This window comes from Paraburkholderia sp. PGU19 (assembly GCF_013426915.1).
Taxonomy (GTDB): Bacteria; Pseudomonadota; Gammaproteobacteria; order Burkholderiales; family Burkholderiaceae; genus Paraburkholderia.
Map to the genome: position 1 here is coordinate 593,561 of NZ_AP023183.1, position 12,644 is coordinate 606,204.

Below are 12,644 nucleotides of genomic sequence, written 5' to 3' on the forward strand. Positions count from 1 at the left end.
ATGACGATCATCGATAAGTACTGGGACGATGCCAACGAGGGCGACGTGTGCGTGAGCCCGACCTACACGGTGACGAAGCAACGCATTCTCGCCTACGCCGACCTCACCGGCGATCACACGCCGGTTCACGTGGACGAGGAATACGCGAACGCGAGCCACTTCGGTTCGATCGTCGCGCACGGTCTGTTTGGCCTGTCTATCGCCGATGGGCTCAAGACCCAGAGCGACTACCGCTTCCTGCCCGGCATGTCGCTCGGCTGGACGTGGGACTTCAACCTGCCGATCAAGGTCAATGACGTGCTGCACGTGAAATTCAGAGTAGGCACGATGCGCGCGAGCAAGAGCCGTCCCGGCTGGGGGATCGTCGTACTGCCGTCCGAACTGATCAATCAGGACGGCCTTGTCGTCCAGCATGGCGAGCATCGTCTGATGGTGCCGCGCCGACCGGGAGCATTCTGATGCAAGCACGTCCTCTCGAAGGGATTCGCGTCGTCGATTACAGCCATTTTCTGGCCGGTCCGTATGTCGGACGCTGTCTCGCGGCGCTCGGTGCCGAAGTCATCAAGGTCGAACGCCCAGGCAGCGGCGACGCCGGACGTCAGCACGCGACCGTGCTCGACGACGAGCAGAGCGGCTATTTCCTGCAACTGAACATGGGCAAGCGCGGCGTCAGCGTCAACATGCGCGACGCACGCGGCAAGGCGTTTATGCAGCGGCTGTGCGACTCGGCGGATGTCTTCGTCGAAAACTACCGGCCGGGTGCACTGAACAAACTCGGGCTGGGTTATGACGAACTGTCCGCGCGCAATCCGGGCCTCGTCTACTGCTCGATTTCCGCCTACGGCCATACGGGACCGGACGCACATCGCGCGGGTTTCGGTCTGATTGCTGAAGCGAAGAGCGGGATCATGCAAATGATCGGCACACCCGGTGAACCGCCACCGTTGATGCGCATTTCGCTGGGCGACATGTACACGGGCATTCACGCGGTAGCGGCAATCAATGCCGCACTGCTCGGCCGCGTGAAGAGCGGGCGCGGGCAACACATCGATATGGCGCTGTACGACACGCTGGTGTCGATGCATGAATACGCCGTGCAGTGCTACACGATGCAAGGCATCGTGCCGGAGCAGACCGGCCACGATATGCCCACATCGACGCTCTATGGCGTGTTCCGTGCCGCCGACGGCGACCTCGTGATCGCGGCTCAGGTGGACGACGCCTGGAAGCGCTTCGCGGCGCTGATCGAGGCGCATGGCGGACCGGACGGTTTTGGCACCGACACCCGCTTTCACGCCCTCGCGGGACGCAATGCGAACCGGCTGGACATTCTGTCCGTCGTGAAGCCGTGGGTGGCAGGCCGACCGGTTGCGCAGGTGCTTGAACTGCTCGATGGCATCGATGTGCCGTGCGCGAAGGTGCAGCGTATCGATGAGGTACTTGCCGATCCGCAGATCGTCGCCCGCGGCATGGTGGTTGAGCAGGAGCACCCGCGCTACGGGAAATTGCGTCTGCCGAATCTGCCCTTCCGCTTCTCGGACTGCGACACGACGATCCGCGAAGTCGCGCCGGATCTCGGTCAGCACAATGCGGAAGTGGCGCAATCGCTGGGCTTCGGCGCCGCCGAAATCGACGCGATGCAGACAGATGGTGTGCTGTATTCAAAGGTGAGGCCATGATGACTGACCAATACGCGGTGATCGGCAATCCGATCGGCCACACGAAGTCCCCGTTGATCCACGGTCTCTTTGCAGAAGAGACGCAGCAGGACATGTCCTATACGGCGATCGAAGGTCCGCTGGAGCCGCAGGACGCGTTCGCTGCGACCGTGCACGCATTCATCGCAGCGGGCGGCAAAGGCATGAACGTGACCGCGCCATTCAAGCTGAAAGCGTTCGCGATGGCCGACGTGCGCAGCGAGCGCGCCGAACTGGCTGGCGCTACTAACGCGCTGAGCTTTAAGGACGGACGGATCATCGCTGAGAACTTCGATGGCGTCGGCCTGCTGCGCGACATCGAGGTCAATCTGAACTTGCCGATGGCCGGCAAACGCGTACTGGTCCTCGGCGCGGGCGGCGCAGTGCGTGGCGCATTGCTGCCCTTCCTTGCCGCGCGGCCCGCGGAACTGGTCCTCGCCAGTCGGGACATCGCGAAGGTGCGGGCGCTGGTCGAGCAGGTCACCACGAGCGGGCCGCTTGCTGCCTGCGGCTACGCCAATCTCGAGGCGATGGGACAGTTCGACCTCGTGGTCAACGCGACGTCGGCCAGTTTGACGGGCGAACTCCCGCCCGTTCCACCGAGCGTTTTCAGCCCGACGGGCGCGGCCTATGAACTGGCCTACGGCAAGCGGCTGACGCCGTTCCTGAGACTCGCTCGAAACGCGGGCGTACAAGGTATCGCGGATGGTGTGGGCATGCTGGTGGAGCAGGCGGCAGAAGCGTTCGCGTGGTGGCGCGGCGTGCGGCCCCAGACCCGCGTCGTGATCGATCGGCTCACGGTGCCACTCGACTGAGAATGCAACGGAGCGAGGAATGAAAACGATCCTGATGCTTCACGGTATCAACCACAATATGTTTGGCAAGCGCGACCCGGCGCAGTACGGAACCATCACGCTGGCGGAGATCGACGCCAGGCTGCAGGCTCTCGGCGTCGAGCTTGGCGTGCAAGTGGAATCGTTCCAGACGAATAGTGAAGGGGCGATGTGCGAGCGCATTCACCGCGCCTTAAAGGAGCGCTGTGACGCCGTACTGATCAACGCCGGGGCGTGGACACACTACAGCTACGGGATACGCGATGCGCTGGCTATTCTTACCTGCCCCGTCGTGGAATTGCATATGTCCAACATCCACGCCCGGGAACCGTTCCGACATCACTCGGTATTCGCCGAGATCGTCGATGGGCAAATCTGCGGCTTTGGGGTTGAGAGCTACCTGCTCGCCTTGCGAGCCGCCGTCTCCCAGAACCGACACACGTGAGGGGATCGCAAATCTGGCATCAACACGGATTGGAACCGATGCGGAGTTCGCGGACGCTGCCTTTTCAGATCACGTGCGCCAACACTGCGGCGCAGCGGCCGAATGACCACGTGCAGAATCTCGAGCGGCCGTTCGATCGTCTGTAGTCGATTACCGACGAACTATCGGAGTTGGCCGGCGCACTCGGAGTCGGGTTAGAAAGTTGATCGGGTACGATTCCTCACGCATGAACTGCCATATTCGACCTATTCCGTTTGCAAGGAGCATTCGACTTCCTCGACAGCGGCCATTCGCGGCCAACGAATTTGACCGATCTCGCATGGCCGCAACATGGTCGAAAAGCACCGGTAGATCATCGGGCAGGTTTCCAAGCGAAGCCGACACCGGACAGGCATCGGCGTGCGATGGGTTCAGTTATCACGCTAGCCGCCCTCGAGGTACAGAAAATCGCAACACTGGAATTCTCGCTGGCCATCACGCACGTTCGGGCGTCGGGTGACGGTGACCATCTGTTTGATGCCATCGATGTGGATCGATTCCTTCAATTCGCTGATCCGGTCATCTGTCGCGCGACGTGGATTGCGCTCATAGAGATCACCACACCGGTCACCCTGAGCCGAATCGCCGAAACCAGCGTGCGTGTCACTGGCGTTACCAGGCACTCGCGACTTCGCATCGAAACTATTTGCGGCGGTGCGCCGCGTTCTTTTGCAACTCCCCGACCGCGTTCTCCTGTGTCATTCCTGCGGGGAATCGTGGGGATACGGCGGGGCACAAAAATTCAAATGAAAGGAATTCTGTGGAGTTCACCAATTGATGTCGCATCAAGACAACCAATTCTTGTCGTATTTGAGGTCCTAACTCTCCGTTTATACCCCTAGGAAGGTTACGTACCCACCTATTCGTGTCGCATTGACATGCAGACGCTTAAATTTTCGAGGTTCCGTCCCTTTATTGTAATTGCCCCCTAGGGAAAGTGATCCCTCGGAACGGGCAAGCCGTTTCGAATGACATACACGGTTGTTGGCGCACCTTTTAGATTTCCTTCGGGATCAAAGGAGTACGTGCCGGCTATCCCCTTGTATTGTTCGTTCGCCAGCTGCGCGATCAGTTTGCTTTTGTCACTCGTCGTCGCTGCTTTCGTCATGGCGTCGGCCAACATTTTCACTCCATCGTAGTAGTTGACCGCATAAACTTGCATGTCTATGTGATACGTGTCCTTGTACTTCTTAATGAATTTCCTGCCTTCCTCAGTCTGGTCCAGGGCGGTGCCGCCTTGAGAGCAGTAGACAATCGAGGCCGCCTCGCCTGCCACTTTTCCCATGTCCGGCAAGCGCATGTTGCATGCAGACTGTATGGTTTGCCGCCGCGCTTGTCGGGCGCAATGTAGTACGCATTGTCGTCGAAGACCGGGTTGACTGCTTTTTCCGGAATGAACGCCATGATCGCGACGACGTGACTCGCGCCATCCGCGAGCGCTTTCAGTTCGACAGCAGTTAACACGACAAACCCGGCCGTTCGAACCCGTAGCCCTGGCGAATGCTTTTGTCGCCGTCACAACCGCTGCGCCGCACGTAACGGTCTCACGTTGTCAAATAACTGCGAAAGCGCGTAGGGCTCGACAGGTTTGACGAGGTGATGGTCGAAGCCTGCATGCCGCGATCGCGCGACATCCTCGGGTTGACCGTACCCCGTAACCGCGATCAGGGTTACTTTAAGCATCTCCGGCATCTTCCTTAGGCGAAGTGCGACCTCATAACCATCCATCCCCGGCAGCCCGATATCCAGAAGCACAACGTCCGGCCGTTGCGCCATGCTGGCTTCCAACGCACGCGGGCCGTCAGGCGCGGTGCGCACGCGGTGGCCGTTCAGTTCAAGTATGACGGCCAGCGAGGATGCTGCGTCAAAATTGTCGTCGACCACCAATACATTGAGGCAATGCGCGTTTGCTGGCTCAACGTGCGCAGGCGGGACATCGTGTTGCGCCGGTGCATCGGCGACGGGGAGCATAACCACCATCTGCACGCCATGTCCAAGCCCTTCGCTTTGCGCTCGCACATTACCCCCGTGCATGTTGACAAGTGATCGAACAACAGAAAGGCCGATACCTAGTCCTCCCTGGGCGCGGTCTAAAGCTCGATTCGATTGCGAGAAAAGTTCGAAAACCTCTTTCAGTTCGTCCTCTGCGATGCCCGTGCCGTTATCTTCGATTGTCACAGTGACGGTACCTGAATCGGCGCTTACGCGAATTGCAATCTGACCGCCGTCGGGCGTGTACTTCGCCGCGTTATCCAAAAGATTGCCGAACACCTGGGCGAGGCGCGTTGGGTCGGCCTCAAGGTACATTGGTTTGTCCGGGTAGTGCACGGTGAGTGTATGTTGCCGCGCGTCGAGTGCCAGCTTCGCAACATCGATAGCCGCGTCGAGAATGCTCTTCAGTTCGACCGTGCTTCGTTTCAACGTGATCTTTCCCGTGGTAATGCGAGACACGTCCAGAAGATCTTCCAGCAGGTTGGCCAGATGACGACTCTGCCGTTCGATGATTTCACGTGCCCATCGGACACGAACTGGGAGCATGCCGTCAACCATGCTGATTGCTTCTGCGGCATTCCTTATTGGGGCAAGTGGATTGCGCAGCTCATGTGCGAGCATGGCAAGAAACTCGTCTTTTTGGCGCGAGGCCTTCATAAGCCGGGCATTGGCCTCGGCCCGGTCGGCGAGCATCGCACGCGCCTGATACTGTCTGCGCCTGGCTCTAAGGGCACTACGCGTTGCGCTGACGAGCGCCTCGCCGCTTACGGGACGCTCTATGAGCATGACATTCGCCAGCGTCTCGAGGTGTCGGCCTTCAACTGTCGATATGCCCTTCTTCCCGTTGCCGACTAGCAGCAGGAAAGGAAAATCCGACCACGGTGGTTGACCTCTCAACCATTCGTCAAGCGACTGCAAGGCGTGCGGATCTAGCGCTTCGTCAGCAATCAGGGCGCATGCAGCTCCCTCGACGAGCAGTGCGACGAGTTCTCCGACGTTGAGGCAAACCACGCACTCCACCTCTTCGCGGGACAGCACGCGCGCGATAACCTCAGCATCACGCCCTCGCTGCGCGACGATCAGGATCCGTTCTTCCAAGATTCACTCCCGGTCGTGCGGCCGGTCACCCAGCAAGGGCTGCGTGCCGCGGTATGACGGCAAGCCGGCGAGTATGCCTTCGAAGTCCCTGAGGGGCGGTCCCACGCGTAATCCACCAGAGTCGACGCGAAACTCTCGTATCGTGCGTTCGTGCTCGCTGGTGCGGCTCTTGAGTACCGACAATGCAGACAGCACCTCTCCCGCGCTTTCAAAAAACCGGAACAGTACCAGCGCATCGCTCAGATAGCTCAGATCAATCTCGGAAGCCACATTACCGATGAGTCCATGCTGGCCCAGTACAAGAATCGTCGTAATGCCCTGCTGATTAAGGTAACTCAGAAGCTCATGCATCTGCAGGATCAGGTAGCGATGCCCCGGCATGGCCTGTATGTAGGCGTTCAGGCTGTCGAGGACCACCATGGAGGCGCCATCATGTTCGACAGCCTCACGCACAAGGGCCGCAAACTGTCCTGGCGACATTTCCGCCGGATCGATCTGCTGTACGGATAGCCTGCCGTTTTCGATAAAGTTGTCCAGGCCCATATCAAGTTGTCTTGATCTCGACATCAGAGTGCCGAGGGTCTCGTCGAACAGGAGGTATTTGACAGCCTCGCCGCGCTGCAGGGCCGTCAGCGCGCAGCGCACAGCTGTCGTTGTCTTGCCAACTCCGGATGGACCGACGAGGAGGGAGCTGGTCCCCGGGATCAGCCCCCCCGCCGAGCAGAGCGTCCAGTTCACGTACGCCCGTAGACTGCGCAGTGTTATCGAATTCCCGACGGTGTGAAGCTGCGACCAGACGGGGATACACGGTAATGCCACCCGTATCAAGCTTGAAATCATGCTGACCGCCAACGAACTTGATCCCGCGCATCTTAACGACACGGAGGCGCCGTTGTTCGGCGCCGTATTCCGGCACCCGCTGATCAAGCTCGATGACGCCGTGCGTGATGCTGTGAAGTTGCAGGTCGCCCGGCTGCGAAGTTTTGTCGTCGAGCAGCCATACAGTGCACCCACGGCCGGAAAAAAACTGCTTCAGCGCGAGCACCTGCCGCCGGTACTTGAGTGCGTCCTGGGCCAGCACGCGCAACTCCGATAAACTGTCAAACACGACTCGGCGGGGATTCAGTTCTAATACCTTGCGCCGAACTTCGTCGACGGTCTCACCCAGTTCGACCTCCGACGGATGTAAAACGGACTGCCCGGCGTCCGCCATTAGCCCATCCTCGCTGACAAGCTCGTGAATCGACAGGTCTTCCAGCGACCATTGGTGGGACTGTGCGACGGCTGCGAGTTCCGCAGCTGTTTCGGACAGGGTGATGTAGAGGCCGGCTTCGCCACGCATTACGCCATCGAGCCGAAAATGCAGGCCAAGCGTAGTTTTTCCGGCCCCGGGAACACCCTCGATCAGATATACCCGGTTCGGTATCAATCCGCCATTCAGTACATCGTCAAGTCCAGAGACGCCCGTCGATATACGGCTCGAAGTTTCGTCTCGCCGCGTAGGCGAAGAATCAGAAGGGAGCATGGTAGTCGCTTAAGATTTTTAAACGGACGCATTCTCGGCCAGATTCCTGCCAGGGCTGCTGCTCGGCCCGCGATCCTATGGCCGAGAGCCGAATGGCAGTTTGACGGCGATCCGAAGCCTGCCGTCGATGGCGCGGACGGCACGGCGCAGGTCAACGTGCCCAAAGCCGACCTCGAGACGCTGAAGGCCATGGCCTCCCGTACCGCGTCCAACACCGAGGTCGATCCCACAACGAGTGCGGACCTAGGCGCCGGTCAGGACACCACGACGAAATAAATGCAGAGATCGCAGGGAAGGTCCGGTCGTTCGGTCGTATGCCTCATTGAACCTGGCTGACCGGACCATGTCAATACACTCCATTTGCGTAGAGGCACGGCATGCTTGGCATTGTGATCCCCGCTCATAACGAAGAACGCGTTTGAAGGCGACGCGTACCGTGTGATGGTCGCCGAGGAGGCTGGACGGGCCCTGGATCTTCTGCGACGTGAGTCCGTCCATTTTTTGATCACGGACTATGAAATGCCGATCACGGGCGGTGTGCAGCTATGCCGCATGGGGTTCAGGGGCCGCCGGTAGCATTACGATGGGCAGCGACGCATGCACGGGCTGCGCCCGCACCTGGTGACGATCACGCGTACGTCGGTGACAATCTCCCTCGCCGTACCAACGCGCATGAAGAGGCCTGTTTCGAGTACACGCAGCAGCTTGACCTGAAGCTCGACAGGTGATCTCGTCCAGAAAAAAAGCGTGCCGCCGTTGGCGCGTTCGAAATAACCTATATGCTGCCGGTCGGCCCCCGTGAATGTGCCGCGCTCATGCCCGAACATTTTCGATTCGATCAGCTTCGGCGAGATCGCACCGCAGTTGAGTGCAATGAGTTTCCGTTTGTGACGCGCGCTCATCTGATGGATGGTTTGTGCAGCCACTTCCTTGCCGGTGCCGGACTTACCAACGAGCATTACCGACAGCGCGGTCGTCGCCACCCGGCTGATCTGGTCGTACACCGCCTGCATCGCCTGCGAACTGCCAACCATCGATCCGAATCTGCCTGTGCGGCGCACTTCGCCGCGCAGCGCGCCGAATTCGGCCTTGAGGTCGCCGGTGCGTGGCAGCCGGTCCAGGATCGCGGTCACGCGCTGGAGCTCTGCTGGCTTGACCAGTAGTCAGTGGCACGGCTTTTAACGCATCGACAGCGGATTCAACCGTTGCTTGTCCCGTGATCACGACAAACACTACGCCCGAGCGCGGATCGAGATCGGCAAAAAGCGCGGGGCCCGAGCCGTTCGGAAGCTGGAGATCAACAAACACGACATCAGGCATTTGCCGCACAATCTGGTCGCGGGCTTCCTGCAGGTTACCCGCTACGGATACAGTCAGTCGTCGACTAGAAGTATGTTTGCCATCATCGATGGCTCGCATCCGTCAATGACTCGTGCGCAGTAGCGCCGCCGCGACCGACGGCACCCTTGCCTCCTTATTGAGCGGCAGAGGCGGCGGCATCCTGCGCACCCTTGCCTTGCGGACTTTTGGCGCCTGACTTCGACGACAACTTTGGTTTCATGGTGTTTTTGCCTTTGTTACTGGAGGTCGTTCCCGTGACGTCGCTCGCGTTTGGTGTGCCCATGCCCGTCCACCCTGTCCCGCACTGCCGCCACCGGCCCCTACACCACCGTTGCCGGCACCAGCGCCGCCGCCCGCGCCTTGCGCAAACGCGCTGCCTGCCAGAGCAAAGCAGACAGCCGAAATAACCAGATGCGTCTTCATCGTTTTCATGTTGCATCCCTTTTCCCTTCTTCAGGGTCGTTCATGTTGCCATCGCCAGCGCGGCTCACCTGCCCTGTGGTGGCACTTCATCGGGCGGCACGTCTGCCGGTGATGGCTCGTCGGATGTGTCATCGTCCGTGACGTCCTCGTCGGGATCGCTTCCCGGCACATCACTTCCCGACGGCTTTTCGATGCGCGTTGTTCCACCCGTCGCAGGCTCATCGCTTGCTGGAAACGCGTCCTCGACAGCTTCATCGACAGCGTCTTCCGTACGGTCATCCGGTGTCAGCTGTTCCTTCGGTTGCGTATCCATGGCTTGTTCCCTGAAAAAGATTGATGTACTCACGGTTCCGCAAGCGACGTGTCGAAAGACGCGTTTGCCCGCCATGCAACCCGCTCTCATCGAGGTGCTGCTTCATGGAATTCGAAGAGTTTGAAACCCGGTTGGCCGCGCTCCTTCGAAGCGCTGGTCCCCAGACAGTCGCAGAACTCACTGACACGACCGTCGCGTGGTGGAACGGAACGCGAGTCGTCTACGCGAATGTGGATGAATCCGGCAATAGCGCGATGATCGGGCCTCAGGCACTGGATGCACGTCACTGGCCCGAATGGAAGGACTGGCTTTCCGACTGGCTCACTGATCCCGTGCTGAGTGTGCGGCATGACCTGCCGCACGAGCCCTGAATCATACGGAGCAGGAAATTCTGATACGGGCGAGAAATTGGTGGGTGGCGTTCGTTCGCGCCCGTAGACGACAGTATCGGCGCGCAACGTCCCATAGGTGGGGCCGGCACACAAGCGCTCATGCGCGCCGGCTTCGGTCTGCGACGGTATCCCTGCCTTGGTCTGGCCGCCTTTTTGGTCCGGCGTTTGCAATTACCGGCGCGCCCGCCGCTTCCTGGTCTTCGGCGGGGTCAGCGCGGCTGCCCAGAGTTTCACCGACTCGCGTTTTGCAGTGGCCATCGCATGACCGCGGGTCGATCCCAACACCGCATTGGCGCCACTGAGCCACATGCTCAACAGCGGATTCTTTTTTAACCATGGATTTTTCATGTTTCACTCCGCAATGTTTCGGGGGGCGTAAGCGGAAGCCATCCTCGCAATTCATCCTGATCAAGTGCAAAGGCTGCCGCCGCCTGGATTGCGGCAACGCAAGCGATATGCCGCGCGAAAAATGGTTGCACCATCGCCACGGACTCGCACGTGCGCGACCATCGAAAGCGAGGCGTCGACAATGCGAGAGGAAGCCCGCCTCGTGACTCTCAATCACCCTGACGAAGCTCTTCTAATGCTGGATCTGCGACATCCGCGTTCTCGGACCGCCACTTCGGCCAGCGGCACAGGAATTGCGCAACGATAGGGCACAAGTTCCGACCGGGCGACGGAGGCCGACCATGAATCAAACCCAAATCGCATCAGAATACGCGCAGCCGGTACACGACTCCGCACCGATCGTACGCACGTCCGAACCTGCCATTTCGTGGAGCGCGATATTTGCCGGTGGTATCGCCGCAGCTGCGTTTGCCCTCATCCTGCTGACGCTGGGAACAGGCGTTGGGCTCACGTCCCTCTCGCCATGGTCGCCTCCCTCCTCAAATGCGAAGGCATTCGGCTTTGCCGCCATCGTATGGGTTTGCGTCACGTCGGTTCTGACGTCGGGACTGGGCGGATATCTCGCGGGCCGCCTGCGAAACCGCTGGACCGCCGCTAACGCCGATGAGATCCACTTCCGCGACACAGCGCACGGTTTCCTGAGCTGGGCAGTGGCGACGCTGGTGACGGCAGCTGTCCTGACGTCGGCGGCCTCTGGCATCGTCAAGGCTGGCGCGCAGGCGGTCGATGCCGCCACGACAAACGGCGCCACCGTGTCGGTCATGGCTCAACGGGGCAACGCGCAAGCGGCTGGGAATGTCTGGCCGCTCGGCTATTTAATGGATTCGCTGTTCCGCATGCCCAGCAGTTGGTCGCCCGCCGCGGTATCACCTGCGAGTAACGAGACACGTGCAGAAGCCACACGGATCTTCCTCAACAGTGCGGCTACCGGCGACCAGCTGTCTGCGAACGACACCCTGTACCTGAGCCAGCTTGTCGCGCGTCGCACCGGCCTCCCGCAGCAGGCGGCACAGGCTCGCGTGTTGACGACCTACGAGAATCTGGTGCAAAAGAACGCCGCGCTCGAGTCGGCCGTTAAAAGTGCCGCCGACCGGACTCGCAGGGTCGCGATCGGCGCGTCCCTGTGGCTTTTCGTGTCGTTGCTGATGGGCGCGTTTTCGGCCAGCCTCATGGCGACATACGGTGGCCGCACGCGCCAGCTCTGACACAACTGAAATCCAACGACCAAAGGAGGTGTGCGATGCGTTCCATTCTTCTTTACATGCTCGGAGTACCTATTCCCATCATTATCCTGATCGCGCTGTTCTGGCATTGACGCCCGAAAGTCTTGATGCAACATGCTTGCCGTTGCGCCGAGGCAGCGCGCAGATCAAGGCACTACTGCGTCTCATCCCGGCGGCACGGCCGCGATTGTTTGCGTGACGTCGCTCGCCGTCCAGGGAGGCCTGTTTGCCGCCAGAGGCCCGCCGTATGCCCGAACTCTTCCGTGCGACAACGTGACCTGGAGGAGGTATGGCGGCGATTCTCAGGCTATACGCCCGCGCCGGGCTGGGGCCTCACAGCCTTCCCTGCGGGCCCAACCGCACGCCGTGTAGGCATCGGCTCAACCATGCTGTTCATGAGTCTGGCAGGTCTTGCAGCACTGATGGTCTGGATGAGCGCCAGGTCTGAAGCGACCGTCAGTCGTCCTCTTCACTCAATTGCGGACCTGTCGTTCTCCTCGATGCTCGTCGCCGGTATGTAGTCGGCGCTCGCATCACTGCAGATGACCTGCGATCCGGCGGTTGGGAAGAGTGCCGGTCCGACGCCGATCGCGATGTCTTATGGCGCCCTTGCCACCAATGATGGCCACAATAAAGCGCAGCCGAGACGTAGCCCCTCCACGACGTCCCGCGGGAGCCGCTCTACGCTCGCGTCCAACATCGTGGTCACCGCCTGCGATGACAAATTAAGCTGCTGCAACTCAGGCAGAACCGATCCATCCGAGTGCCGGCTGCCTCAACCAGTTCATTTTGCTTTACGGCCATCGCCGCGCGCACAAAGCGGGACGAACAATATCCGTTTGACTTTGGGCGCGAACAATACGTCGTCGGCATGCATCGTCGCGATACGGCTTTTTGCAGTTCCCCGTCTTGCTT

At 60.1% G+C, this 12,644-nt stretch carries 10 protein-coding genes and 5 pseudogenes; 8 read left to right on the plus strand and 7 right to left on the minus strand.

Annotated elements, in window-relative coordinates; all coding sequences use genetic code 11:
- The 5 genes from H1204_RS49750 (at position 1) to H1204_RS49770 (ending at position 3,856) form a co-directional block, all read left to right on the plus strand.
- Entirely contained in the window at positions 1-459 is a 459-nt protein-coding gene (locus tag H1204_RS49750) for a MaoC family dehydratase (RefSeq protein ID WP_180732024.1), read from the plus strand.
- Positions 459-1,679, plus strand: a complete 1,221-nt coding sequence (locus tag H1204_RS49755; RefSeq protein WP_180736495.1) for a CoA transferase — start codon at positions 459-461, stop codon at positions 1,677-1,679. Before H1204_RS49750 ends, H1204_RS49755 begins: the two co-directional genes overlap by 1 nt.
- Complete coding sequence (aroE, locus tag H1204_RS49760) at positions 1,679-2,512, plus strand: shikimate dehydrogenase (protein ID WP_180736996.1); 834 nt, start codon at positions 1,679-1,681, stop codon at positions 2,510-2,512. Before H1204_RS49755 ends, aroE begins: the two co-directional genes overlap by 1 nt.
- Before the next feature lie 19 nt (positions 2,513-2,531).
- Positions 2,532-2,975, plus strand: a complete 444-nt coding sequence (gene aroQ / locus H1204_RS49765; protein WP_180736496.1) for a type II 3-dehydroquinate dehydratase — start codon at positions 2,532-2,534, stop codon at positions 2,973-2,975.
- A 404-nt stretch (positions 2,976-3,379) separates the two neighbouring features.
- Positions 3,380-3,856 (plus strand): hypothetical protein, encoded by a 477-nt coding sequence (locus tag H1204_RS49770; RefSeq protein WP_180736497.1) that lies wholly within the window; start codon positions 3,380-3,382, stop codon positions 3,854-3,856.
- Between the two features lie 86 nt (positions 3,857-3,942).
- On the opposite strand, the pseudogene H1204_RS49775 reads toward H1204_RS49770, so the two are convergent.
- From H1204_RS49775 to H1204_RS49785, 4 genes and pseudogenes are all read right to left on the minus strand, one after another.
- Positions 3,943-4,302 (minus strand): annotated as a pseudogene (locus H1204_RS49775) (ABC transporter substrate-binding protein); the annotation flags it as partial.
- Between the two features lie 20 nt (positions 4,303-4,322).
- A pseudogene (locus H1204_RS52505) lies at positions 4,323-4,463 on the minus strand (Ku protein); the annotation flags it as partial.
- Positions 4,464-4,529: 66 nt separating this feature from the next.
- The gene (locus H1204_RS49780; protein ID WP_180736498.1) at positions 4,530-6,104 is read right to left on the minus strand and encodes an ATP-binding protein; all 1,575 of its coding nucleotides are present in this window, start codon (positions 6,102-6,104) and stop codon (positions 4,530-4,532) included.
- A 3-nt stretch (positions 6,105-6,107) separates the two neighbouring features.
- Positions 6,108-7,629, minus strand: a pseudogene (locus tag H1204_RS49785) (ATPase domain-containing protein).
- A 90-nt stretch (positions 7,630-7,719) separates the two neighbouring features.
- Between H1204_RS49785 and H1204_RS52510 the strand changes: the two are divergent.
- Positions 7,720-7,905, plus strand: a pseudogene (locus H1204_RS52510) (manganese catalase family protein); the annotation flags it as partial.
- A gap of 350 nt (positions 7,906-8,255) precedes the next feature.
- Here the strand turns inward: H1204_RS52510 and H1204_RS49790 are convergent.
- Positions 8,256-9,006: pseudogene (locus tag H1204_RS49790) on the minus strand (sigma 54-interacting transcriptional regulator); the annotation flags it as partial.
- A 451-nt stretch (positions 9,007-9,457) separates the two neighbouring features.
- Positions 9,458-9,706 carry a hypothetical protein gene (locus tag H1204_RS49795; RefSeq protein ID WP_180736499.1) on the minus strand — a complete coding sequence of 83 codons (249 nt, stop codon included), beginning with the start codon at positions 9,704-9,706 and terminating at the stop codon, positions 9,458-9,460.
- A gap of 104 nt (positions 9,707-9,810) precedes the next feature.
- On the opposite strand from H1204_RS49795, the gene H1204_RS49800 reads away from it, so the two are divergent.
- Complete coding sequence (locus H1204_RS49800) at positions 9,811-10,077, plus strand: hypothetical protein (RefSeq protein WP_180736500.1); 267 nt, start codon at positions 9,811-9,813, stop codon at positions 10,075-10,077.
- Positions 10,078-10,269: 192 nt separating this feature from the next.
- Here the strand turns inward: H1204_RS49800 and H1204_RS49805 are convergent, their stop codons facing one another.
- Positions 10,270-10,446, minus strand: a complete 177-nt coding sequence (locus H1204_RS49805) for a hypothetical protein (RefSeq protein ID WP_180736501.1) — start codon at positions 10,444-10,446, stop codon at positions 10,270-10,272.
- A 341-nt stretch (positions 10,447-10,787) separates the two neighbouring features.
- On the opposite strand from H1204_RS49805, the gene H1204_RS49810 reads away from it, so the two are divergent.
- Entirely contained in the window at positions 10,788-11,711 is a 924-nt protein-coding gene (locus H1204_RS49810) for a hypothetical protein (protein ID WP_180736502.1), read from the plus strand.
- Positions 11,712-12,644: the final 933 nt, after the last annotated feature.